Source organism: Salidesulfovibrio brasiliensis JCM 12178, from assembly GCF_001311825.1.
GTDB lineage: Bacteria > Desulfobacterota > Desulfovibrionia > Desulfovibrionales > Desulfovibrionaceae > Pseudodesulfovibrio > Pseudodesulfovibrio brasiliensis.
Map to the genome: position 1 here is coordinate 152961 of NZ_BBCB01000001.1, position 24049 is coordinate 177009.

A 24049-nucleotide genomic window follows, 5' to 3' on the forward strand; every position below is an offset into this window, starting at 1 on the left:
CACAGGGATAGGTGTGTCGAAACCCAAAATGACCCCCATGTTGGAGCAGTATCTCCGGTTCAAGGAAGAAAACCCGGACGCCCTGCTCTTCTTCCGCATGGGAGACTTCTACGAGCTTTTCTTCGAGGACGCGCAGATCGCCGCCCGCGAAATGCAGGTGGCGCTCACCAGCCGCAACCCCAAGGACGACAACCCCATCCCCATGTGCGGCGTTCCGCATCATGCCGTGGACAACTATCTGTCCCAACTGCTGGACAAGGGCTACAAGGTCGCCATCTGCGACCAGATCGAAGACCCCAAGCAGGCCAAGGGACTGGTTGAGCGGGCCGTGACCCGTGTGCTCACGCCCGGAACGGTCATCGAAGACTCCAACCTGAACGCCAAGAACAGCAACCATCTCGCGGCGCTGTATTGGGATTCCCAGTCCGGTTCCGGTGGTCTGGCGTGGCTGGACTACTCCACGGGCCAATGGTCCGGCCTGCACAGCAAGAAAGAGCCGGAACTCTGGCAGTGGGCCATGAAAACCGACCCAAGCGAACTGCTGCTCGTTCAGGGTCGAAACGTTCCCTCCCAGTACGCGGACATGAGCGCCACCGTGACCCAGCTCCCTGCCGGGGCGTTTTTCGATCGCAACAGCGCCGAGGAGCGCGTGCTCAACGCCCAAAAAGCGGCCAGCCTCGATACCCTCGACCTTGTCGACAAGCCAGAGCTGGTACGCTGCTGCGGCGCGCTGCTGGCCTATCTCGACCAGACCCAGAAAGGAAACTTCAAGCATCTCGGTGAATTCAAACCCCTGAATCTCGGCAAGCATCTCATCATAGATGAAGTAACCGAGCGCAATCTTGAAGTGTTCAGACGGCTTGACGGCAAGACCGGCAAGGGCACGCTCTGGAAGGTGCTGGACCGCACCATGACGCCCATGGGTGGACGCCTTCTCGAAAAGCGGCTTCGCCAGCCGTGGCGTGAACTCCGGCCCATCCTCGAAACGCAGGAAGCCGTTGCCTATCTCTTCGCCAACGATCCCCTGCGCTCCGACCTTCGTGCCTCTCTCGACAGCGTGTACGACATGGAGCGCCTTTCAACGCGCGTCACACTCGGCAGGGCCACACCAAAGGATTTTACCGCCCTTCGCCGCAGCCTCTCGGTGCTGCCGACCATCCGCATCCAGCTCGAAAGGGCCGAAGAATTGCCCAAGGCGTTCACCCGGCTGCTCAAGGGCTGGGACGACATGGAAGACCTGCACCTGCTCCTTGAAACCGCCCTCGTGGACAGTCCCCCGGTAGTCATCACCGAAGGCGGCCTGTTCCGGCAGGGATACGACGGCAAGCTCGACGAACTCATCGAGCTCACCGACCACGGCGAAGCCAAGCTCAAGGAGTTGCACACTACAGAGGCCGAGAAGAGCGGCATTCCCAAGCTCAAGCTCGGCTTCAACAAGGTCTTCGGCTACTACTTCGAGGTTTCCAAGGCGTACCGAGGCGATGTACCGGACTATTTCATTCGCCGCCAGACGCTCGTCAATTCCGAGCGTTACATCACGCCTGAGTTGAAGGAATTGGAGGAAAAGCTCCTTTCCGCATCCGAGGAACGCCGCAATCTGGAATACCAGCTTTTCCAGACCCTTCGGGAACGCCTTGCCGACGCCCGGACGCGGTTCCTCTACATGGCGGACACCCTCGCCGGGTTGGACTACTGGCAGGGACTGGCCGAAACCGCGCGAATCAACGACTGGCAGCAGCCTGAGTTGCACGACGGCATGGAGATCGAAATCGAGGCCGGACGCCATCCGGTTGTCGAAGACGCCATGGGCGCGGCCAACTACATTCCCAACGGCATCTCCATGAGCCCGGAAAAGCGCATCCTGCTCATCACCGGGCCGAACATGGCCGGTAAATCCACGGTGTTGCGCATGGTCGCCATTTTCTCGCTCATGTCGCAGATCGGCTCGTTCGTTCCGGCCAAGGGGGCCAAACTCGGCCTGACGGACCGCATCTTCTCCCGTGTGGGTGCCTCGGACAACCTTTCACAGGGCCAGTCCACGTTCATGGTCGAAATGATGGAGACCGCGCGGATTCTCAGGCAAGCCTCCAAGCGCAGCCTTGTGATTCTGGATGAAATCGGGCGTGGCACCAGCACCTACGACGGCCTCTCATTGGCATGGGCGGTGGTCGAAGAGCTCTCGGCCCGCGCCAGAGGCGGCATCCGCACGCTTTTCGCCACGCACTATCACGAGCTCACTTCGCTTGAAGGCAAGATTCCCGGCTTGCGAAACCTGAATATCGCGGTCAAGGAATGGAAAGGCGACATCGTCTTTCTGCGCCGCCTCGTTCCCGGCCCTGCGGACCGTTCCTACGGCATCGAGGTGGCCAAGCTCGCCGGGGTTCCCCGCCCCGTGGTCCAGCGCGCCCGCGACGTCCTTGCGGAACTGGAAAAAAAATCGCAGGATGAGCGCATCGGCGGGAAGGTGGAGAAAGCCTCCATGTCCCTTTTGCCCGGCTTCGGCTCTCCCGCTCCGGAAGCGGCGCAAGCGGCCGAGGAGCACCCGGTCATCAGGCAACTCACCGAACTCGACGTGGATGGCATGACGCCAATTGAGGCGCTCACCATCCTGAACAAGTGGAAAAAATCCCTTTAGGGAGTCATTTCATGCGGTTGTTTCGCGGCATTGCCGTATTTCTGTCGTTATTCCTGCTGCTTGGCTGCGCGCTGGGCAAAAAGGAATGGCCCGAGGCGGTCAAGAAGGAAGATCGCTTCACCCTGCGCCTGCTGGAAGGCAGCCGCACCGGAACCTGTTTGAAGCTTGTGCTTGAGGTTGAAGGAGCCGCGCACAGGTTGGAAAGCGTTCTGGTGCAGTACGAGATGGTTGGCGACGGCCCTGGCGAGGGCTGCATCGGCTGTCCGTTCATCCCGCGCGACGCGGTGCTCATCAGGCGCGGAGACGACGGATTCCGGCTGTCCGGAGACGAACTCATCCTGTCGCTCTGTCCATTCGAGGAAGACAGGGAGTACCGCTTCCGCGTGGCGGGCGTGAACACGCTCTCCTCGCTTCCTTCGGCCACCACAGAGGTATATGTGGCCGATCCCTCAAGTCAGTAACGGTCAAACTGTTTAGGAGCCAACAATGCATCATTTTGAATTCCGCGACGGCACGCTCTGCGCCGAGGAAATCCCGGTCAACGAACTCGCGGACAAGTACGGAACCCCTCTCTATGTATACTCCGCCGCCACATTCAGGCGGCACTTCGAGGCGTTTGATTCCGCTTTTTCCGGCCTGCCGCACATGACCTGTTATTCGGTCAAGGCCAACTCGAACCTGTCCATCCTCAAGCTGCTCGCCGAGCAGGGCGCGGGCATGGACATCGTTTCAGGCGGCGAACTCTACCGCGCGCTCAAGGCCGGCGTCGACCCGCAGAAGATCGTCTACTCAGGTGTGGGCAAGAGCGCGGGCGAAATTCGCGAAGCACTCGCTGCGAACATTCTGATGTTCAATGTGGAGTCGCTTGCCGAGCTGGAGAAAATCAATGACATCGCGGTGGAAGAAGGCAAGGTCGCCAAGGTCAGCTTCCGTATCAACCCGAACGTCGATCCCAAGACTCACCCGTATATCTCCACGGGTATGAAGAAGAACAAGTTCGGACTGGATATGGAGCATTCTCTCAAGGCCTACACCAGGGCCAAGGAGCTTCCCGGCATCGAGCCCATTGGCATGGATTGTCACATCGGCTCCCAGCTCACCAGCATTGAACCGTTCCTTGAAGCACTGGACAAGCTCCTGAACTTCTATGAGAAACTTCAGGAAATGGGCATCGAGATCAAATACCTCGACCTCGGCGGCGGCCTTGGCATCACCTATGATGAGGAAGAACCGCCCCACCCCAAGGAATTCGGCGAAGCACTGACCGCCAAACTCAAGGACCTGCCGCTCACGGTCATCCTCGAGCCGGGCCGTGTCATCGCTGGTAACGCGGGCATCATGGTCACTGAGGTTCTTTACACCAAGGAAACCCCGAGCAAGTCCTTCGTCATCGTGGACGGCGCCATGAACGACCTCGTGCGCCCTTCGCTCTACGACTCCTTCCACCGCATCGGCGAGGCCGAACAGCATGGTCGCCCCGAACGCGAAGTGGACGTGGTCGGTCCCATCTGCGAATCCGGCGACTTCCTCGCCCGAGACCGTACACTCCCATGGGTGGAACAGGGTGAGCGCCTTGTCTGCTACTCTGCCGGGGCTTACGGCTTCACCATGTCCTCCAACTACAACTCCCGCCGCCGCGCCTGCGAACTGCTGGTGGATGGCGACACGGTTACCGTGGCCCGCAAACGCGAGAGCTACGAAGACCTCATAGCCAACGAAATCTAGAAGGATCGGGCCGGAGCCTCGCTCCGGCCCTTTTTCGCCATGGCACGCCTCAACACCTTTTTCATCCAGCCGGAAGACTGGCCCGATCCAGAGCAGATCGCAACAATTCGCGGCACGGAGGCCAGACACATGGTCACCGTGCTGCGTACCCCGCCCGGCTCCGAGATTCGGCTTGTCGACGGAAAAGGCCGCAGCGGTCGCTTTGTATTTGAGAAAGGGAGTAAAAACGAAGCGATTGTCCGTGAAGTCGAGACGACTGTTCACGAGAGGCCATCCGGCGGCGTCGTGCTGGCGCTGGGGTGGAACAAGTCCAAGCGGCGCGACTGGGTGCTGGAAAAGGCTGTGGAACTCGGCGCGCTTGGATCGTATTCTGGCGTGCGGCCCGCAGTCAGGGCAAACCGCCCGCAACACCCAAGGATAACTGGAAGGATAAGCTGATCCAGTCCGCAAAACAGTGCGGCAACGTGTTTTTGCCCTCTCTGGACATAGTGGACGGAATAGATGGCGTTGCAGCGCTCTCCGCTTCCTTTGACAGCCGGATCATGGCATGGGAAAAGGCAGAGCCTGAAGATTTACTCGGTCCGGACCGCCTTGCCGAAAGAACACTCGTCGTGTTCGGCCCGGAAGGCGGTTTTGATGACCGCGAAGCCGAAAAACTACAGACGAACGGCTTTGACGCCGTTTCGCTCGGAAACTCGATTTTACGATGGGAAACCGCCGCAATCCATACGCTGAGCCTGGCTCTTTACTCTCGGGAGCGCCGCACATGAAGCTCGAAATAACGGAAAACCAGCCGCTTGCGGACCGGATCCGACCGCAGTCCGTGGACGATTTCATCGGTCAGCGCCACATCATGGAGCGCGTCACGGCCATCATGGAATCCGGCCGTCTGCCGAGCCTGCTGCTGTTCGGCCCTCCCGGATGTGGCAAATCCACCCTCGCCCTGCTGCTGGCCAAGGCTCGGGCAAGTCGTATCTGCGCGTCAGCGCACCCGAAGCCGGGCTCACCGCCCTTCGTAAAAAGCTGCCGGGCTACGACATCCTGATTCTTGACGAGCTGCACCGGTTCTCCAAGGCTCAACAGGACTTCTTCCTGCCTATCCTCGAAACCGGTGAAATCACGCTCCTTGCAACCACCACGGAGAACCCCTCCTTCAGCGTGACCCGCCAGCTTCTCTCTAGACTTCACGTGCTGCGGCTCAGGGCGTTATCCCGGGAAAGTCTGGAAAAAGTCGTGCAGCGCGGATGCGAAGAACTGAGGCTTGAACTGCCCGAAGAGTCGGTCAAGTTGCTGGCCTCGCTCTCAAGCGGCGATGCGCGAACCCTGTTGAATTTGCTGGAATACACAGCGCATCTGCCGGAATCACAGCGCAGCCCCGACTCACTGCGCGATTCACTGCCGGAAGTTATCATGCGCGGCGACAGGGACGGTGATTCCCATTACGAGCTTGCCTCTGCGCTCATCAAGTCCATCCGGGGCAGCGACCCGGACGCGGCCCTCTACTACACCACCTGTCTTGTGGAATCCGGCGAAGACCCGCGCTTCATCACGCGACGGCTCATGATTTCGGCATCTGAGGACATCGGCCTCGGAGACCCGCAGGCCCTGCAGATAGCCGTGGCCTGTCACAACGCCGTGGAAGCCGTAGGCATGCCCGAGGGCGGGATCATCATGGCGGAGACCGCCGTGTACCTCGCTTTGGCACCCAAAAGCAATTCCACGTATTTTGCCTACCGCAACCTGCAGCGCGAAATAAAAGAGCACGGGATGCATCCGGTCCCGCTGCACCTGCGAAACGCCTCAACCGCCCTGCAACGGGAATGGGGTTACGGGCGTGGCTATCAGTATCCGCACAACTTCCCCAAATCCTGGGTCGCACAGGAGTACCTGCCCGCCGAAGTGTCAGGCAGGACCTTCTACCACCCAAAGGATCAGGGCGCGGAACCCAAACTGAACGCCTGGCTCCAACAGTTCAGGAAAATCAAGAAATAAGAAGCGATTCGACAATCGGAATTGCTGCGGCAAGGCGTTCTTCCACGCTACCTTTGACTTCCGTGAAGGGAAGCCCGCGCGCTTTCAACTCGTTGCGGAAAAGGTTCTGCATGGCCTCGCGTTCGGCGGGCCTGTCGCGCTGACCGTCCGCCACCCACGGCACGTCGATGCCGCACAGAAGGTAGTGGTCATAGGCCCGCTCCCGCATCTGCCGCTCAATCCATTCCGGACAATGGCCGAAATAATGGCGACTGTAGATAACCGACGAGAGGATGTTGGTATCGCAGATGACCGGATTTACCCCCTGTCGGACGAGCGCATCTTCACCATTAATCTGTCCCTGCGCAATGGGGACCGCATCCTCCACGGTCAGCACCCCCTCTTTCATGATAAAGTAATCACGCAGGAATTCGGGAGCATATGGTACACCGAAACGATCAGCGAGGGCCGCAGCCATCGTGCTCTTGCCCGTGCACTCCGAGCCGGTGACGACAACGCGAACAGGCATCACACTTTCCGGGGTTGCATGGATTTGCGCCACGCCAGATACCCGAGAACCGCCATGGTTGTGTAGACGGCCATGAGCACCGCGTACCCGTTCCAGCCCTTCAAGTGATAGATGAAGATGTAGATTATATCCGCGATAATCCAGAGAATCCAGTTTTCAAGATACTTCTTGGCGAGCAGATACTGGGCCACAAGGCTGACGACAGTGGTCAGCGCGTCCCAGAACGGATAGGCCGCATCGAGTACGTACTTGGTCAGCAGCCAGACCGGAACGGTGGCTACCACGATGGTAAGAGCCAGCTTCATGCCGAGAGGCCGTTCGACGCGACGAACCTCCAGCGGAGTCTTGTCCTCACCGCCCTTGAGCCACTGATACCAGCCGTAAAATCCGAGCACCACATACACGAATTGCAGGAATGCGTCCGAGTAGAGTTTGCCCATGAAGACCACGACCATCCAGATGCCGACGCTGATGATGCCGAACGGCCAACACAGCGGATTCTGGCGGACACTGAGAACGATGTAGATAAGCCCGGTCAGGGTGGAAAGCCGTTCGGCCCAGCCCATGCCCTGCACGAAGGCGACGATGAACCCGTAGGCTTCGGTAAAGATTTCCATCATCTTGAATTACTGGCTATTTGTTGAAGAGCTTGCGCCACTCGTCGAGAAAAAGCATTGCCGTATCGAGTCCCGAAAGTTCGCCCTGTCTTGAGCGGATGGCCCAGACCACGTCCTCGAACGCCGCGTCTTCAGGTAGTGAAAGCTGGGCCAACATGTTTTTCAGCTCGCCCTTGAGTTCCTCGGGGAAGCCCTCAGGGTACAACTCGCCCCGGTCGCGTTGCGGCGGCCAAGCATCAAGACGTTCGGCCACAAAGTCAAGCAGCGTCTGCATCCGGGCCACGTAGGTGTGTTCTTTCAGCACCCTCGCCTGCCCGCGCTTGGCCGTGGTTATCCGCTTCTCGGGATGAGCCAGATAATACTCAATCCGCTCCCGCAGCTCTTCCATGGAGTCAAAAATAGCCAGCTCATCCGGTTCGAAGGCTTCCGGCATGAGCGTACGCCTGTCCACGAGCTGGAACGCGCCGCACGCGGCAACCTCAAAGGTGCGGGGGTTGATGAAATCGCCATGAGTAACAAGGTTGTCGGCCTGAATCGACGAATGCAGGTTCAGGTTGACCGTGCTCGCATTGAAAATCTTGACGCATTCCTCGGGCGTGACGCGCCTGCCCGCCATCTGGACATACGGCTCCAGAACATGGTCCCCTTCCCACTCGGTTCCCCATATCTTGAAGCCGGGACGGATAAGCTCCCGAAACGCCATGCGACGGTTCGGATATCCGGCCCCCATGAAAGAGACGTCGGCCCCGAATTTGCGCTTGTCTGTCAAGGAAAGTGCAAGCGGCTTGTGAAATGTAGGGTGTGCGGCCAGCGGCAGGTATAATGCGTTGTTCTGGCCTATGGCTTCCAGCCCCTCGAAGATGCCTTCCTTCTGGATGACTGCAAAGACGTCATAGTGAGGAGCAAAAGCCTTCCAGTAGGTAAACAGCCGGTAGTCCTCCACAAACCACATGGCCGTAGCCACTCCGTCACGGCGCAACCGCTTGAGCGCCTGAATGGTCAGCGGGGCCTGCGCCATGGAAAGCACAAGGTCGGGCTCAAAGGTCTCTACCTTGGCGAGAACTGCTTGTGATACCACCTGAAGGTAGGAGTTCTCCAGATAGTCCAGTCTGTCCGCCGTTACCTTGAGCTGCTCCAGCGCCTTGTATGACGAGTGAAAATCCGGAGCCTCGAATACCTCCACGAGATGGCCGGACTCCCTGAGCGCATCGGCGCAGAACCGCCCGACCGGAAGTGAGCCGCCATACATGGGGAGAACGACGAGAATGCGTAACTGCCTGTTCATACTATCCTCTAGAATCTGTTCCAATAACCGGATTAATCAATTAGAGATTTTCTAGAAAAAATCTAATGCTTTGATTTATTGATCGAAAATCCACTGCTTGTCTCGATATAACTTGTTCGCCCATAAGTCTTGGTCGGCTCCTGCAGAAGCATCTGAAAGCCCCAGATGCGAGGCCAGAAAAGCGCGAAACTCTTTCCTCTGCTGTGCTTCGGCGTCCGGTCCGGCAGCAGCCTTGAATGTCAGGCCCAACTCATCGAAGGCTGTCTCAAAAACAGTCAGCCCATCGGGAAGGAAACCATGTTTTCCTGTTGCAATAGTGCGAACAAATGAGGGGTCACTGAAGGGTTCCAGACATTTTACCGCATGATGGCACTCGGCGACTTCAAGGCACGGCAGGCAGTCCTGCACGGCCTGATATACGGTATGCCCGAGCCCGTAAGGCCCTGTCTCGAAACACCACGCCGACGAGAGGAAAAACGCATGAACCGGCACCCCGAAGTGTGCGGCCAAATGCATGGTGCCGGTATCGGGCGTCATGAGCATGTCCAGAGAGGACACTACCTCGCACAGCTCTCCCCACCCGGTCTTACCGGCCAGATTGACCGTACGTTCCCGAAGCGAGGATGGCATCCGGTCCAGAACGTCCTCCCCTGCAGCAGCTTCGGCGCCGCTGCCGAGCAGCGACACAGGCCCCCGGTGTTTCGCGGCAAACACGCCTGCAATTCTGGCGATGTGTTCTGCGGGAAGCGAGCGGCGGGATTCTCGTCCGGCAAGGACGATGCCTACCCCTCCGCCCTTTGGTGAAGCATCCGGGTTGACGGCTTCGGGCGGACAAAGCGGCTGGGCATACGCACCCCAGAAGTCGACGATGTTGATGCCGAGTCTGCGGTTGCCGGTCCAGCGCATGGCCATGGCGGCCCATTCGGACGGCTTCTCCTGTCCGTCGATCCAGCGGTGTCCGTGAACGCGGTCAGAATCGAAAAGGGCTGCGATACGGTAATTGAGAGGCGAAAAGTTCAGGTTGTAGACATCGTCAAAGTCAATGGAGCGTAGGTGCTCGAAGACGCGGCGGTTATCCACCAGCATTGTCCGAACCGCTTCGGCACCGGAAAGACCGGTCCCGTGGGCTGTGATGGAATGAACCACCGCTTCGGGATAGATGATTTGTGCAAGTGACTTCAGGGAGTTGTCAACGAGTAGATGGACTTCCCCCCCACTCGACAGCAAAAGCGAGGTTATGAGTCGCTTGGTCTGGACAAGGTCGCCGAAACGGGCGATCTGGATTATGAGGGAATGCTTCATTACCGTCTCCAGCATCAACTTGTACCCGCAACCTGCGGTCATGGCAAGAAATCCTCCATCCGGCATTTTACATCCGGGCCTTCCATGGTGTATTGAAATCCGATGCATGAGTATCCGGTCTTTCTCAACCTCATCGGCAAGCGCTGCCTCGTGGTAGGCACGGGCGGCGTGGGACGTCGCAAGGCCGCCTCCCTGCTTGACGCGGGAGCCGAAGAAGTACTCATGCTTGATGCGTCCGCGCCTGACGAGGCTGTGCTGGAACTGGCGGGGCAGCCGCACGCCCTGTTTGAGCAGCGTTTCTTTGACAAGAGCGATCTGGACGGGCGGTTTCTGGTCTTTGCATGCACCAGTAGCCCGTCGGTCAACGAAGAGATTGCCAGGCTTTGCCGGGAGCGGAGAATTCTCTGCAATATCGCGGACAAGCCGGATATGGCAGACTTCATCGTTCCGGCCTCGTTCTGCCGGGGGGACCTGCGGGTGGCGGTGTCCACCTGCGGCGGCAGTCCTGCCCTGTCCCGGCACATTCGCCGGGAGCTTGAAGAATTTTTCGGCGAGGAGTATGCCATGCTTCTCGAAATCATGCGCCGCCTGCGGCCCATGGTACTGTCCCTGAACAGGGAAACCGCCTGGAACACTACGGTGTTTCGGGAACTGACAACCTCGGGCCTGCTTGACGCGCTCCGCGTCCGCGACCTTGACAAGGTTCGGCAAATCCTTGAGGAAGTCCTACCCGCACCGTTGCGGGACAACATTCCGGAGTTACTGGATGGGCTTGTTTGAACTGATGCAACTGGCCGTCATAGGCCTCTACCTGCTGGCTGCCGTTTTGCACATGACGGTCATTGCCACGGGAAACCACCGGCTGAAAAGCATCGCCGGAGGTTTCACGCTGGCCGGGTTCGTCGTGCATTCGCTGGACATCGCCCTGTTGGCCTTCAATCAGAGCGAAGCAATAGTCCTCAGCGAAGGCAGTTTCTACCTCAACATCATCGCCTGGGGCGTGATGGTCGCCTACTTCCTGCTCTGGTGGCGCTACAAGCTCGCGTTTCTGTCCACCACAGCCCTGCCGATGACGCTCTTTCTTTTCATCGCATCGCTGGCGCTGGGCGGTATGGTGGTCAAGCTGCCGCCACAGTTCACCCTGCTCTTCTTCTGGCTGCATATCGGCACGCTTGTGCTCGCCCTTGGCCTTTGTGCCATGGGTTTTGGCGCGGGCGTGGCCTTCCTGCATTACAATAGAAAGATCAAGACCAAGGCCGGACTGGCCAGCCTCGGCAAGGACACGCCATCCCTCTCGCTGTTCGACAAGGTCAACGGCATGGCCGTAGGCGCAGGGTTTCCGCTCTACACTCTCGGCATCGTCTCGTCCTTCATCTGGTACTGGATCGACCCGAACAAGGTTTTTGTCTGGGATATGGTCAAGGCTTTCTCGGTGGCGGTCTGGGTGGTTTTCGCGTACATCTTCCACCAACGCGTGGTGCTGAAGTGGCGGGGAAGAAAACCAGCGGTCGGCGCGGTCGTGGTCTTCTCGCTCATGATCGTCTCCCTTATTCATCACGCAATGACGTTTAAGCCGTAAGCCATGGAAAACAGGATATATCTCATAGGGCTCAATCACCGCACCGCCGGTGTCGAGGTGCGCGAAAAGTACGCCCTGACCAATACGGAGAATTTCGAGCAGGCCACGCTTGCCAACTGTCCGGTGCGCGAATGTATGGCGCTCTCCACCTGCAACCGGGTGGAGATCACCGTTGTCGCCGCCGAAGGGCTGGCCGAGCATGAGCTTACGGACGCCATCCTGAGCCACTGGGCCTCCGCGTGCGGCGGCACGGCCGAGGAACTGGTGGAACACGTCTACCGCCATCGCGGGCTTGACGCGGTCAAACACATCTTCACCGTGGCCTCCAGCCTCGATTCGATGGTCATGGGCGAACCGCAGATTCTGGGCCAGCTCAAAGACGCCTACCGCGCGTCGCTGGAGAGTGGAACCGCGGGCGTAGTGGTCAACAGGCTGCTGCACAAGGCTTTTTCCGTTGCCAAACGAGTACGCACTGAAACAGCCATCGCCTCCAGCGCGGTCTCCATCAGTTATGCGGCCGTGGAGCTGGCAAAACGTATTTTCGGTGAGCTGGATTCCACCCGGGCCATGCTCGTCGGCGCGGGCGAAATGGCCGAACTCGCGGCCACGCACCTGCTCAACAATGGCGTGCAGGACATCGTCATCGCCAACCGGACGCTTTCTCGGGCGCAGGAGCTTTCCGAACGCATGGGCGGCAAACCCATCGCCATGGAGCGCATGTTCGACCATTTGCAAGACGTGGACATCATAATCAGCTCCACAGGCTCGCCCACATCGGTCATCCGGGCCAAGGACGTCAAGGGCGTGCTCAAGAAGCGCCGCAACAGCCCCATGTTTTTCATCGACATCGCGGTGCCCCGCGACATCGACCCGGACGTGAACACGCTGGACAACGTGTACCTGTATGACATTGACGACCTCAAGGAAGTCGTGGAGGAGAACACCTCCCGCAGGCAGAGCGAGGCCGTGAAGGCACACTCCATGGTCGAGGGCGAAACCGACGCCTTCGGCACCTGGCTCAGCTCGCTGGCCCTCAATCCGACGATTGTGGACCTTGTGGATCGCAGCGAAGATATTGCCAGAAAGGAACTTGCCAAAACGCTCAAGCGGCTGGGACCGGTTGACGTGGAGACACAGCAGGCACTTGAAACCCTTGTGCTTTCCGTGGGCCGTAAGGTTCTGCACGAGCCCATCTGTTTCCTGAAGCGCCGCACGCGCGAGGAAGGCGTGGCCGACCGTTTCATCGACATGGCCCGCCGGATGTTCCATCTGGATAACGAGGAAATCCCTGTCAACGCACACATGAACCGTCGCAAGCCTGACGATTCCTGCTCCTCCGACGACATCGAATCATTCATCGAATCCACCAGAAAGGACCAGTAGCATGCGCAATTACTATATTGAAGATATCGTCGACGAAGACATTGACACCTTTGAAGAAAAGCTCACCGCTCTCGAAATGAACGGTCCTATTCAGGGCATTTTCTATCTCCCCCTGCCCCAAGAGTTGCTGAATGACGAGCAGAAAGAGCATATGGACGACTGCGGTCCCTACTTCCTCTCCCTTGAGACCATTCGCAACGTGGCCGGAAACTCTCTCAAGATGGAGCTTCTGGTGCGCGCCCACAACAAGATTCGTTGCTCCTGCGTCGCCTACTGCACTCCCGAGCAGCGCAACCACATGCTTGACTACCTCGACCAGCTCATCGAGAGTTTCGGTATCAAGGTGTAGCCATGCCCCCGCGGATGCCCGCCCGGTTTCGTGATCTGCCGCCCAGATGGGCGCACTTCTGTCTGGGCGTGGAACGCTTCATGCGTGACGAACTCGGCGTCGACCCGATCGGTGCCGATTTTCTCTGCGCGTACTCCGGCGGCGCGGATTCCACCGCACTGCTGCTGACGCTGCATTGCCTCTCCTTAAAAAACGGCGGCACGGTAACGGCCGCACATCTCGACCACGGCATACGCCCCGAATCCGGTGCAGAAGTACTGCACTGCAAAGAGATCTGTGCAAGCATGGGTGTACAGATTGTCAGCAACGCGGTCGACGTATGCCGATTGGCCGAAGCCGAGTCCATGGGGCTGGAAGAAGCCGGACGAAAAGCTCGTTACGATTTTCTCAATCAACAAATGAAGGCGTGTGGTGCCGGGTGGATCGCTACGGGCCACCACCTCGGCGATCTGGCGGAGGACGTTGTGATGCGTCTGATTCGGGGTACAGGCTGGCCCGGCCTCTCCGGAATGGCGGGAATTGATACGGAACGGAGGCTGATTCGTCCGCTGTTGATGACTGAAAAGGCGGTCCTCGTCGAATTTCTCACCGAGCTAGGTCTCCCGTGGGTTGAGGACGAAAGCAACACCGACACGGGCATGACAAGAAACCGCGTTAGACACTCGATCCTCCCGTCATTGCTTGAAGAAAATCCGAATTTTCTTGAATCCGCCGGAAGGCTCTGGCGACTTGGCAGGATTGACGAAGCCTACTGGGATGAGCAGTCAGGCATCGTCGAGGGCACCCTTTTGCCAAAGGAAACGCTGGAGGGCAGCCACAAGGCTCTTCGGCTTCGGCTCTACAAGGCGCACCTCGATCGGCTGGGATCGGGACAGGCGTTGGCCGACACCCTGCTGAAGATGGACGAAGCCTGGCAAAACCGGCGTTATGGGACAATCTTCCAGTATCCCGGCGACAGGACCGGAAAAATCACTCCCGATGGTGTGGTTTTTGGCTTCAAACATTGACTTCCGGCCTGCGCCGGGGTAAGCCATGTGATCTTTTGCACAATCCTAGGAGGAGCAGATATGAACATTCTGATTTTCGGCCCCAACGGCTCCGGCAAAGGCACCCAGGGAACCCTGGCCAAAGACAAGTATGACCTGGACCACATCGAGTCCGGCGCCATCTTCCGCAAGCACATTGGCGGTGGCACCGAGCTTGGCATGAAGGCCAAGGAATACATCAACAAGGGTGAACTCGTTCCGGACGACATCACCATCCCGATGGTTCTCGACGTTCTCCAGAACGCCGGTGAAAACGGCTGGCTCCTCGACGGCTTCCCCCGCTCTCTGGTTCAGGGCCAGAAGCTTTGGGAATCCCTGCAGAAAGACGGCGTGGCACTCGACTACGTCATCGAAATCAAGCTGCCCCGTGAAATCGCCAAGGCGCGCATCATGGGCCGCCGCCTCTGTGAAAACAACCCGAACCACCCCAACAACGTCGGCATCCCGGCCATCGCTCCCGATGGCGACAAGTGCCGCGTCTGCGGTGGCGCCCTGTCCGCTCGTGAAGATGACCAGGACGAAGAAGCCATCAACAAGCGTCACGACATCTACTACGATGAAGAGACCGGTACCATGGCTGCCTGCAACTTCTACAAGGACATGAAGGACGGCGGCTTCAAGTACATCGAACTCGACGGTGAACAGTCCATCGACGAAATCAAGAACTACCTGATTTCCCAGCTCGACTAATCACTACGCGATACGATCCTTCAAAGCCCTCCGGTAACGGGGGGCTTTTTTTATTGAAAAGTTAATGAACCTGCAAAAAAGGGTTGACCGCGATACCATTCAAAGATATCTCCGATTTAGTGTGGAAAAACGGAACTGGGCAAAATGCTTTGAAAGCCAAGCCCTTTTCACGTTTTGTCAGAGTCGGGAGAGCCCGTCTTTGGCAGAGTTATTCATTTTTTGATTCGAGGTAGATCCCTTGTCCAAGAACATTTTTGTAGGCAACCTTGCCTGGTCCGCGTCCGATTCCGATCTTCATGACCTTTTTTCCGAATACGGCGATGTTTCTTCCGCCCGTGTTATCCAGGACCGCGAAACCGGCCGCTCCCGCGGTTTCGGCTTTGTGGAAATGGAATCCGGCGGCGATGAAGCCATCGAAGCCTGAACGGTCACAGCTTCCTTGGCCGTGACCTCCGGGTGAACGAGGCCCAGCCTCGTGAACGCCGTCCCCGCCGTTACTAAGCCGGGACTGCAACCCAACAAAAAAGCCCGCCTTTCGGCGGGCTTTCTTTTTTATCACCTATCAAATTAGCTAGTTCTCGCAATCGAGACAGACACCCTGCACTTCCTCGACTATTTCGAGGACCTTGAGGAACTGCGCTTCGGGCACAGCTCCCACCACGCGCACACCATTGACAAAGAACGTCGGCGTTCCGCTGACACCAAAACCGGCACCCTCTTCCGCATCCGTATGAATCCGATCGATGACGTCAGTATTGTTCATGTCCTTCTTGAGTTGCGCCACGTCCACTCCCAGTTCTTCGGCAATGGAGAATGCGGCCTGATCGCCGCCCTCGAACACTGCACGCTGGGAATCGAAGAGTCTTTCTCCAAATGCCCAAGCCTTGTCCGGGTCTTGCAAAGCAATGGCCTCGTACATCAAGGCCAACTTGTATGAAGCGTCGTTGCGCGGGCTATGCTTGAAAATGACACGAAGCTTGCCCTCGGATTCCTCAACCAGCTTGTTGACCGTCCGCGCTCCTTGTGAGCAGTACGGGCAAAGGAAATCTGAGTATTCGACAATGGTGATCGGTGCACCTTTGCTGCCGAGAGACGCACGGCCTTCCTCGATCACGGGTTTCACCGGATCGGCAGCCTGCATGCGCCACTTTTCGGCCTTCTTTGCAAGCTGCTTTTCGCGCGCGCCCTTCTCCACCAGCTCATAAAGCTTGATGGTGTTATCCTCGAGCGCCTCAATGACGATTTCAGGATTCTCGCGGATTGCATCGCGCACGGCCTGCTTTGAGGCGGTGCAGCCACCAAGCAGGACGACCATCATCGCGACAGAGAGTATGTATTTCATTAGATTGCTCCAAAAAAAGGCGGCCCCAACCGGGGCCGCTTCAGTCGATTCTGTTATTACCAGCTTGTTTCACGCTGCTTGGCAAGTGCGGCTTCCTGCTCATCCCAGGAGGCAAAACCAGCGTGGCGCATGGCGTCTTCCACGGTATGCTCCCAGTCCCAGGCCGCGTAGATGACCGGCTTGTGGAACATTGCCCGGAAGTTCTCCATCTCCTGACGGTAGAATTCTTCCTTGGGGGTCTCAATGTTGTCGCGAAGCTGTTCGCTGAAGCGGTCGTATTCGCCCTCGTACCACTCCATGAAGTCGTCGGCGGACTTGTAACGCTTGAGAATGTGGCTGTAGCCGTTCTCGTCAAGCAAGGTCTTGAGACGGTTCATGTGCTGCTCGGAAATCCACTTTCCGAGATTGCGGGGCGGGATGTTCTCGGCCTCGACCTTGGCCATGTCGATTTTGGTCTGCTGGTAGGTGTCGGGCACCACGGACGCGGAAACGATACCCGCAACAGCTACGAGGCCGCGCAGGATAACGCTGTTGGAAACGCCCTGTCCGCAGAAGCCGACCTTCTTTCCGTATTTTTGCCCGGCGAAGATGGTGGACAGAATGGCCCACACGACCGCCGGATCTTCTTCGTCATAGATGTGCTGCAGACGCGGGTTGTCGCGGTCCGTGGCCAGCACCATCTGGGTCATGTCGTTGGAGCCGATGGAGAATCCGTCGACTTCCTTGAGGAACTCCTTGCAAAGCACGGCGTTGGCCGGAATCTCGGACATCAGGATGACCTTCAGACCGTCTCGGCCCGATTCCAGATTGTGCACCTGCTTGAGATAGCGCTTCATGCTGCGCGCTTCTTCGAGGTTGCGGACAAACGGGAACATGATGTGCAGATTCTTGCCGCCAAACATGCCGCGAGCCAGCTTGAACGCTTCGAGTTCCCAGTCGTGAATGTTTCTGGAAACACCGCGGAAGCCGAGCATGGGGTTGTCCTCTTCGCCTTCGAAGAGCAAACCGCCCACGAGGTTGCGGTACTCGTTGGTCTTGAAGTCCGTGGTACGGTAAACGATATCCTTGCCGTAAAACGCCATGGCAAAGAGCGCGAGGCCCTGTGCAAGCGTCTGGATGTAGTTTTCCTTGCCTGTGCGGTAACCGCGGGACTCGAGCAGCTTGCGGATACGCTCCGGAAGCGTCTTGACTTCGTCCATCTCGGACTTGACGCCCATCTTGAGGGCGACCTCTCGGCGAAGCTGGGCAACCTTTTCAATGTAATCGGTTACTTCAGAGTCTTCCTTGACCCGCTCGACGATGCGCTTCACATCATCGCGATGGTCATGCCAGGTCTGCCACGCTTCGGTATTGCGCTGATCCGGCTTGAGTTCCAGCAGGTCATGGTAGCCCATGATGACGGCTACGTGCGCTTCAAGGTCCACGGAGGTCTTGAGTACGTCCAGCCGCTCGGTGGCAAGTTCGATGTGCACATCCAGCTTCTTGTCCAGCTCGCGCAGCTTGCGGTGCAGCGCCAGCACCTCGTCGGTGCCGCGTGCGGCTTCCTGATCGGAAAGCGCGTCCATTTCACTGGTCAGGCCGGTGATGCGACCCACATATTCACGCAGCTTGAGCGGAAGCATGATCAGGCCGTCAGCCAGCTGCTCCTTCATGACCTTTGTCAGACGGGAGTCCATGTCTGCCAGCTTGGCACTGACCAGTTCGTCGAGAGCGTCGTTGTCATACGCTTCAAGCGCCATGGGGTGCACGCCGATATTGCCGAGCATGAACTCGGCGCGCAGCAGGCCGACCTCGAAGTCGGGGACGTTGCGCAGGCGGGACAGGAACAGGGCCTGTCCGACGTCGGCAAGAATCAACCCGACCTTGGTCTTGGTCTCGGGCAGAGCGCTGACGTCGATCTCCCCGCCGACTTCCTCAAGCGGGAGCAGGCCGCGATAGACCTTGCCGCTGGAGCCGTCGACAGTGACTTCCTGACCGTCAAGGGAGCGAAGCACTTCGAGACGCTGCAGGCCGATGATTGCCGGAATGCCGAGCTCACGCGAGGTGATCGCCGCGTGGCTGGTGTCGCCGCCAACGTCGGCCAGAATGGCCGAGGCGATGCGCATGCCCGGAACCATGTCCGGGTCGGTGCGCTCGGCAGCGAGCACGTCGCCCTTGTTAACCTTGTTCAGCTCCAGAGCGGAACGCAGGTAGCGGACAAGTCCCTGCCCGGCACCGCGGGAAGCGCCGTTGCCTTCAAGGATGACTTCAGCGTCTTCCTTGGCTTTCTTGTCCACCTCAAGGCGGCGCATGAATATTTTGTTGGGATGCTCTTCAAATTCTTCGTTCCAACGGGTCTCGGGGCGGGCCTGAACAAACCACAGGCGATCCGAGGCATCAATGCAGAACTCGGTGTCCATGATCATGCCGCCGTAGGCTTCCGAAATGTTTCGGACGCCGCGTGCGACTTCTTCGCCCTGAGCGATGGAAAGGGACCAGCGGAACACGTCATTGGCCGGAACCTTGACGCTGATGGTGCCGGAACCGTCTTCCTTGTAGACGATTTTCTTTTCCTTGCAGCCCATGTAGCGGACAACGACTTCCGTGCCGCCTTCGCGCTGGAATACGTAGAACTTGTCGGGAGTTACCATACCGCCGACAACCGCTTCACCGAGGCCGTAACTGGCGTCGATGGAGACAAGGTCGTTGCGGTCGGTTCCCCGGCAACCGGTGGCGGTGTCCGCGCTGAACGCGGTACCGGAAATGACCGGGTTGATCATGCGCATGATGCAGACGGAGAGGGAGGTGTGCTCGATTGCCCACTCCTTCTTGGCCTGCTCGGCAATGGAATCGTCGCCGGTGCGCTCTGCGGTCATGATGGCATCGAGAATGGCCTCGCGCCTGTACGTCATGGAACGGAGATTGTACGCCGAGGCGCAGTCCCAGTGGTATGCTTCGAGACAGGTGTCCTCGCCCACGATGTTGAGATAGGTGTCCTGAAGACCGGCAAAAGCCTTTTTGCGGCTGTCCTCCCCTGCTGCGGAGGAACGGACCGCGACCGGAACGTCATCCAGACCGGCTTCCTTGCATATGGAGATGTATGCGCTTCGTACTTCCTTTTGAACGTCTGCGGGCATTTCCACGGCGAGAATCGCGGTTTGCACGAGAACGGAGCGCTTGCGAAGCTGGTCGATCCCTTCCGGAGAAGTGGCGAAGCCTTCAACGACGTTGTTGATGAAGGTGCGCAACTTGATGGGGGTACCGGTATGGGTTTCGGTTGCTTGCCTGACCTTGGCACCGAGCTTGCGAACAAACTTCTGCAAGAACTCGGAATCCTGGTTGATTTCCTCGGAAGTCCAATCGACCGCGTTGTATTCCTTGTCCACGGTGGAGCGGACGAGGGAGGCATGAACCTTGGTCTCGTCCAGTAGCTTGTGGAAGCCGATGGAAGATATGGCCCTGAACTCCGGCGCGCGAATGCCGGAAACCTGACTGATGATCGCCGTGTTGTAGTTCTTTCCGCCCACCAGCAACTCGGCATCTTCGCCGATCTTGACGATGTCGGCACCGGTGAGCACCATTTTTGCTTTCAATTTGTCCACTCCGGCCTCGGTCTTCTTCTTTTTGGCCGAGGCACCGGCCGCAGGCTTCTGGGTCTTCCCCATCTTTTCCTCCCGACTCATGTCCGAATGTCGGCTTCGGACAAGTCAAACCATGTATTAGAAGTGGTTACGAAACACACAATCAACTACACACCACAATTATGCCTACAGGCTGCGGGCGCGGTTCGTCAATATTTCCGCCGGGAAAATCACATTCCGCGCACGTTCCCGCAGCTTGATGGTACCTATAATTTCTGTCCGCAGGACGGGCAGAACTTGCAGTTTGCCGCAGGGACAGCCTCCTTGCAGGTCGGGCACCGCTCAGCGGGCGGCCCGAGCTCCACAAGCAGCTCGCCCTCGACTACAGGGACCATCTTCTTGTCTTCCTCGAAGTTGGCCGCCTTGAGAACCCGCTGCACAACGCCGTCCACCGGCGCGTACACGGCCTTTTCCTGCTTCATGACAGAGATGTTGAAGATCTCCTCGCCAGCCTTGACCGAATCACCCGGCCGCACATGCATGACCCAGAGGTCGCCGTTGCACGGGGAACCCACGTGGTTCTCGTTGCCGGGGTTGGCCATTTCGATGGCGTCCTTGTCAGAGCCAACCGGCTCGGCCACCTTGACCTGATGGCTGACGTTCTCGGAGTCCAGCATATATCGAACAAGGGACATGCCGTTCTCGTCCGGTTCGGGAATGTCGATGATGCGCATCATATGCGGCTTCTTGCAGTCGCCCTGGAAGTGCAGCACCTCGCCCTTTTCCAGTCCCTCGAACCAGACATCAAGCGGCAGGTTGTTGATATTCCCGTACTTCTCGCAGAAGTCGATGGTCGTGATGGCATCGCCCGGATGGTTCAGGTACATCACGAATTCTTCCGGGGAAGGATGGCGTCCCAGCCGTTCCTGAAGCGTCGCTTCCTCGGCCTTGAGGTCCACATCCGGCAGCGTCGCCAGCGGGGACTCCTCGGTGCGCTTTGCGATGGCCTTTTCCCAGTTCTTGCCGAACGCGGACTGGTATACCCAGTCTTCGGGGAAACCAAGCGGCAGCTTGCCGTATCTGCCGAGCAGCAGCTGGCGGAAGGCGTCGTTGGAATCGCGATACAGGTCCAGACGCGCATCGCGTTCGTGATCGGTAAGGTCCTCTTCCTTGCAGAGGTTGACGATGTCCAGAATGTTGAGCAAACGCCTGACCTCGACCTCTCCACCGCGTTTGAAAGCGCCAGTGACGGCCAAGAACGCGGTATTCCACGTAATCTGCGAACCGGGCGTCACGTCGTGATACCGGACGATCTTACGGGTTCCTTCAAGGAATTTGAGCATGTACGGCAGGAGCTTGATGTACCCCTGCTTCATGGCCCCTTCCTGTGAGGAGGATGTCGCGCCACCGGGCATTCCGTGGCGGACCACGTCATGGTCGATGCCCTGGAAGTACGGGGCCGTGTATTTATCGTAATAGGGCATGATCTGCTTGAGCACGAAGTTGCACGCCCTGATGGCATCCTTGTCGAGCGAGGTCTTGAGACCGATCTCGTCTTCGATGTAGCTGGCGGTGGAGAGCACTTCGCCCTGCCCGTACCAGCGCACGGAAGAACCGATGGCCACGTCCACGATGTGCGCTCCCGCATCGGCCGCGGCCCCGGTGCTGGGGACGAACAGGCCGTCGGTGTAGTGCCTGTGGGAGTGGATGACCAGCTCCGGATAGGCCTTGCGGATGCTGCCCACCAGCTCGCGCATGAAGCGCGGCGGGCACACACCGGCCATATCCTTGAGACCGAGGATGATCATCTTCTCGGCCTTCTTGGCGGAAACGCCCGCCACATCGGCGCACATGCGGATGATTTCTTCGGTCACGGTCAGATACCGCTCCACATTAAAGCCCTTGGCCCAGGAAAGGGAGATGGCGGGCTCGAAGATGGCGGTATCGGAATTGAGGGCCACCTCGGCAAAGGGACGCATGTTCTCGACATGGTTGAGGAAGTCGAAGCAACGGATCACATCGTAGTGTTCGTTGATCATTTCCCCGGTCAGGCGCATCACGTTCTTCGGTTGGGGCTTGTACCCGAGCACGTTGGTGGAACGTATGAGAATCTGCTTGAGGGTATCCGGCGCAAATTGGTTCCATTTGCGTGCTTCGGTGAACGGATAGGTCATGTTGGCGAGCATTGCCACGTGGAAGTGCGCGCCTCCACCGTTCTCAAGGGAGAAGAACCCGCACTTGTCGAGATACGGTCCCACCAGACGGTCCTCTGCCAGACGGAATCTGTTGCCGGAGTTGGACTGGGTGATGTCGCGAGTGGTGGTGTCCGTCATGTGGACGATGCCCTGCTCCCGGTCGCCGCGCAGCGTATCCAGAATGGTATCGCGCCGCATGCCACGCTTGATGGCCGACTCGAAACCGGTCACGGGCAGATCGGGGAGCACCGGATCGAATCTGCCGAGGCGCTTGTCTTCGCGACCCCGGTATTCGTCCAGACGCACATACGGATTGTAGCCCTTGGCCGAGATCTCGGCCACAAGGCGGGAAAGCCGCAGCGAATCCGGTTCGCGGTCTGAGTAATCCATCAATTCCGTGCGGTTGTGGCGCACGAAGTTGGTGTCGTAATCGGCCTTGATGAAGTCCGGGTGGACCGTGATCTTGCGATGGAAGGGAATGGTCGTCTTGACGCCGCTGATCATGTACTCACGCAGCGCACGCTGGGTCAGCTTCACGACCTTGTTCCACGAACTGCCATACGTGATAAGTAGCGATGCGGCCGAATCGTAGTTGGACGGGAAACGGTAGCCGTCGCAGATGCAGGAGTCGATTCGCACTCCCTGACCGCCCGGAGAAACGTACCGGGAGATGCGGCCCGCGTTGGGCGAGAAGTCCTTCTGCGGGTCTTCGCAGTTGATGCGGCACTGCATGGCCCATTGATACGGAACGTTCTTCTCTTCGTTGAGGCGCAGCTCCGACCCGAAGGATACGGCGATCTGTTCCTCGACAAGGTCGATGCCGTAACGGCATTCGGTGATGCCGTGCTCAACCTGAAGACGGGTGTTGACCTCGATCAGGTAAGGGGTGCCCTCCTGATCCACGAGAAACTCCACGGTGGCGAGCGAATGGTACCCCACGGCGCTCACGAGCTTTCTGGAATATTCCTTCAGCGTTTCGCGCAGTTCAGGCGTGTAACGAGGCCACGGTGACGGAGTGATCTCCACCAGCTTCTGGTGATTTCGCTGCACGGAGCAGTCGCGTTCGTCAAAGGCGAACACGTTGCCGTACTGGTCGGCGATGACCTGAATTTCAATGTGCCGAATGGAAGTCAGCAGCTTCTCAACGTACAGGCGCGGGTTGCCAAAGGATGCCTGGGCAAGTGCGGAAGCCTTGGAGAACGCGCTTTCAAGCTGGGATTCCTCATAGACCTCGTAGATGCCGCGGCCACCGCCGCCGCCTTCGGCCTTGAGCATGATGGGGAATCCGATCTCCTTGGCCAGTTCGCGCGCCTCGGGGATGGACACGGCTCCTTCCGAACCGGGAACCACCGGGACGCCCACTTCCTGGGCAAGTTTTCTGACGGCAACCTTGTTGCCGAGGGTACGCATGGGCTCCTGTTCGGGGCCGATGAAAATGATGCCCGCTTCCTTGCAGCGTTTGGGAAAACTGTCGTCCTCGGCACCGAACCCCCAGCCGGGATGGATGGCGACGATGTCGCGCGCCTTGGCCTCGCGGATGATCCTGTCGAGGTCGAGATACGCGCGCGGGTCGGCCCCCAGCAGCATGAGTTCGTTGGCGCCGGACGTGGCCGGGGAAGTTTTGTCGACGTCGGTGGCTGTCATGACGGCCACTGCGTCGAACACTTCCGAAATGGAGCGGCAGATGCGTCGAGCCGGGATACCCCGGTTCGCGACAAGAATCCGCTTGCCCCTGACTTCTTCGAGTACCTGCTCAAAGGACTTGGGCTTCATTGCTTGTCTACTCTCCTTCCTGAGACCGTATGCGCCCGGCTTACCCGGACTTTCCGCTCTTTGGAATC

Annotated in this window: 18 protein-coding genes and 2 pseudogenes; 13 read left to right on the plus strand and 7 right to left on the minus strand. The window is 58.6% G+C overall.

What is annotated here, in order from left to right; translation table 11 throughout:
• Window positions 1-37: 37 nt before the first annotated feature.
• The 6 genes and pseudogenes from mutS to JCM12178_RS00865 all read left to right on the plus strand — a co-directional run bounded on the left by mutS (window position 38) and on the right by JCM12178_RS00865 (window position 6352).
• Window positions 38-2635, plus strand: a complete 2598-nt coding sequence (gene mutS, locus JCM12178_RS00840; RefSeq protein WP_083465670.1) for a DNA mismatch repair protein MutS — start codon at window positions 38-40, stop codon at window positions 2633-2635.
• 11 nt (window positions 2636-2646) lie between these two features.
• Window positions 2647-3096 (plus strand): hypothetical protein, encoded by a 450-nt coding sequence (locus JCM12178_RS00845; RefSeq protein ID WP_054648089.1) that lies wholly within the window; start codon window positions 2647-2649, stop codon window positions 3094-3096.
• A 25-nt stretch (window positions 3097-3121) separates the two neighbouring features.
• Entirely contained in the window at window positions 3122-4360 is a 1239-nt protein-coding gene (lysA, locus tag JCM12178_RS00850; protein ID WP_054648090.1) for a diaminopimelate decarboxylase, read from the plus strand.
• A 39-nt stretch (window positions 4361-4399) separates the two neighbouring features.
• Complete coding sequence (locus JCM12178_RS20160; protein WP_054648091.1) at window positions 4400-4798, plus strand: RNA methyltransferase PUA domain-containing protein; 399 nt, start codon at window positions 4400-4402, stop codon at window positions 4796-4798.
• A complete protein-coding gene (locus JCM12178_RS20165) occupies window positions 4723-5130 on the plus strand; it encodes an RsmE family RNA methyltransferase (protein WP_250635925.1) in 408 nt (135 codons plus the stop codon). Before JCM12178_RS20160 ends, JCM12178_RS20165 begins: the two co-directional genes overlap by 76 nt.
• Window positions 5127-6352 (plus strand): annotated as a pseudogene (locus JCM12178_RS00865) (replication-associated recombination protein A). The gene JCM12178_RS20165 and the pseudogene JCM12178_RS00865 overlap by 4 nt, the downstream one beginning before the upstream one ends.
• Here the strand turns inward: JCM12178_RS00865 and JCM12178_RS00870 are convergent.
• The 4 genes from JCM12178_RS00870 to JCM12178_RS00885 form a co-directional block, all read right to left on the minus strand.
• Window positions 6342-6860, minus strand: coding sequence for an AAA family ATPase (locus JCM12178_RS00870; RefSeq protein WP_054648093.1), 519 nt, complete (start codon window positions 6858-6860; stop codon window positions 6342-6344). The pseudogene JCM12178_RS00865 and the gene JCM12178_RS00870 overlap by 11 nt on opposite strands.
• Complete coding sequence (gene pnuC, locus JCM12178_RS00875) at window positions 6860-7480, minus strand: nicotinamide riboside transporter PnuC (protein ID WP_054648094.1); 621 nt, start codon at window positions 7478-7480, stop codon at window positions 6860-6862. Before pnuC ends, JCM12178_RS00870 begins: the two co-directional genes overlap by 1 nt.
• A 13-nt stretch (window positions 7481-7493) precedes the next feature.
• Window positions 7494-8762, minus strand: a complete 1269-nt coding sequence (locus JCM12178_RS00880) for a CgeB family protein (RefSeq protein WP_054648095.1) — start codon at window positions 8760-8762, stop codon at window positions 7494-7496.
• 75 nt (window positions 8763-8837) lie between these two features.
• Window positions 8838-10064, minus strand: a complete 1227-nt coding sequence (locus tag JCM12178_RS00885; protein WP_054648096.1) for a glycosyltransferase family 9 protein — start codon at window positions 10062-10064, stop codon at window positions 8838-8840.
• A gap of 102 nt (window positions 10065-10166) precedes the next feature.
• On the opposite strand from JCM12178_RS00885, the gene JCM12178_RS00890 reads away from it, so the two are divergent.
• From JCM12178_RS00890 to rbp, 7 genes and pseudogenes are all read left to right on the plus strand, one after another.
• Window positions 10167-10844, plus strand: a complete 678-nt coding sequence (locus JCM12178_RS00890) for a precorrin-2 dehydrogenase/sirohydrochlorin ferrochelatase family protein (RefSeq protein ID WP_054648097.1) — start codon at window positions 10167-10169, stop codon at window positions 10842-10844.
• On the plus strand, window positions 10831-11643 hold the full coding sequence (gene ccsA / locus JCM12178_RS00895) for a cytochrome c biogenesis protein CcsA (protein ID WP_054648098.1): 813 nt from the start codon (window positions 10831-10833) through the stop codon (window positions 11641-11643). The genes JCM12178_RS00890 and ccsA overlap by 14 nt, the downstream gene beginning before the upstream one ends.
• 3 nt (window positions 11644-11646) lie before the next feature.
• Entirely contained in the window at window positions 11647-13026 is a 1380-nt protein-coding gene (gene hemA / locus JCM12178_RS00900; RefSeq protein WP_054648099.1) for a glutamyl-tRNA reductase, read from the plus strand.
• A gap of 1 nt (window position 13027) precedes the next feature.
• Window positions 13028-13375, plus strand: coding sequence for a hypothetical protein (locus JCM12178_RS00905; protein ID WP_054648100.1), 348 nt, complete (start codon window positions 13028-13030; stop codon window positions 13373-13375).
• An 80-nt stretch (window positions 13376-13455) separates the two neighbouring features.
• Entirely contained in the window at window positions 13456-14382 is a 927-nt protein-coding gene (gene tilS / locus JCM12178_RS00910) for a tRNA lysidine(34) synthetase TilS (protein ID WP_245628533.1), read from the plus strand.
• Window positions 14383-14442: 60 nt separating this feature from the next.
• Window positions 14443-15111 carry an adenylate kinase gene (locus JCM12178_RS00915; protein ID WP_054648102.1) on the plus strand — a complete coding sequence of 223 codons (669 nt, stop codon included), beginning with the start codon at window positions 14443-14445 and terminating at the stop codon, window positions 15109-15111.
• Between the two features lie 238 nt (window positions 15112-15349).
• Window positions 15350-15612 (plus strand): annotated as a pseudogene (gene rbp, locus JCM12178_RS00920) (RNA-binding regulator).
• Window positions 15613-15682: 70 nt separating this feature from the next.
• Here the strand turns inward: rbp and JCM12178_RS00925 are convergent.
• The 3 genes from JCM12178_RS00925 to JCM12178_RS00935 form a co-directional block, all read right to left on the minus strand.
• Window positions 15683-16453: a DsbA family protein gene (locus JCM12178_RS00925; protein ID WP_054648103.1), complete on the minus strand. Its 771-nt coding sequence runs from the start codon at window positions 16451-16453 to the stop codon at window positions 15683-15685.
• 56 nt (window positions 16454-16509) lie between these two features.
• A complete protein-coding gene (locus JCM12178_RS00930) occupies window positions 16510-20097 on the minus strand; it encodes a PEP/pyruvate-binding domain-containing protein (protein ID WP_054648104.1) in 3588 nt (1195 codons plus the stop codon).
• A gap of 182 nt (window positions 20098-20279) precedes the next feature.
• Window positions 20280-23981, minus strand: coding sequence for a pyruvate carboxylase (locus JCM12178_RS00935; protein WP_054648105.1), 3702 nt, complete (start codon window positions 23979-23981; stop codon window positions 20280-20282).
• Window positions 23982-24049 lie beyond the last annotated feature (68 nt).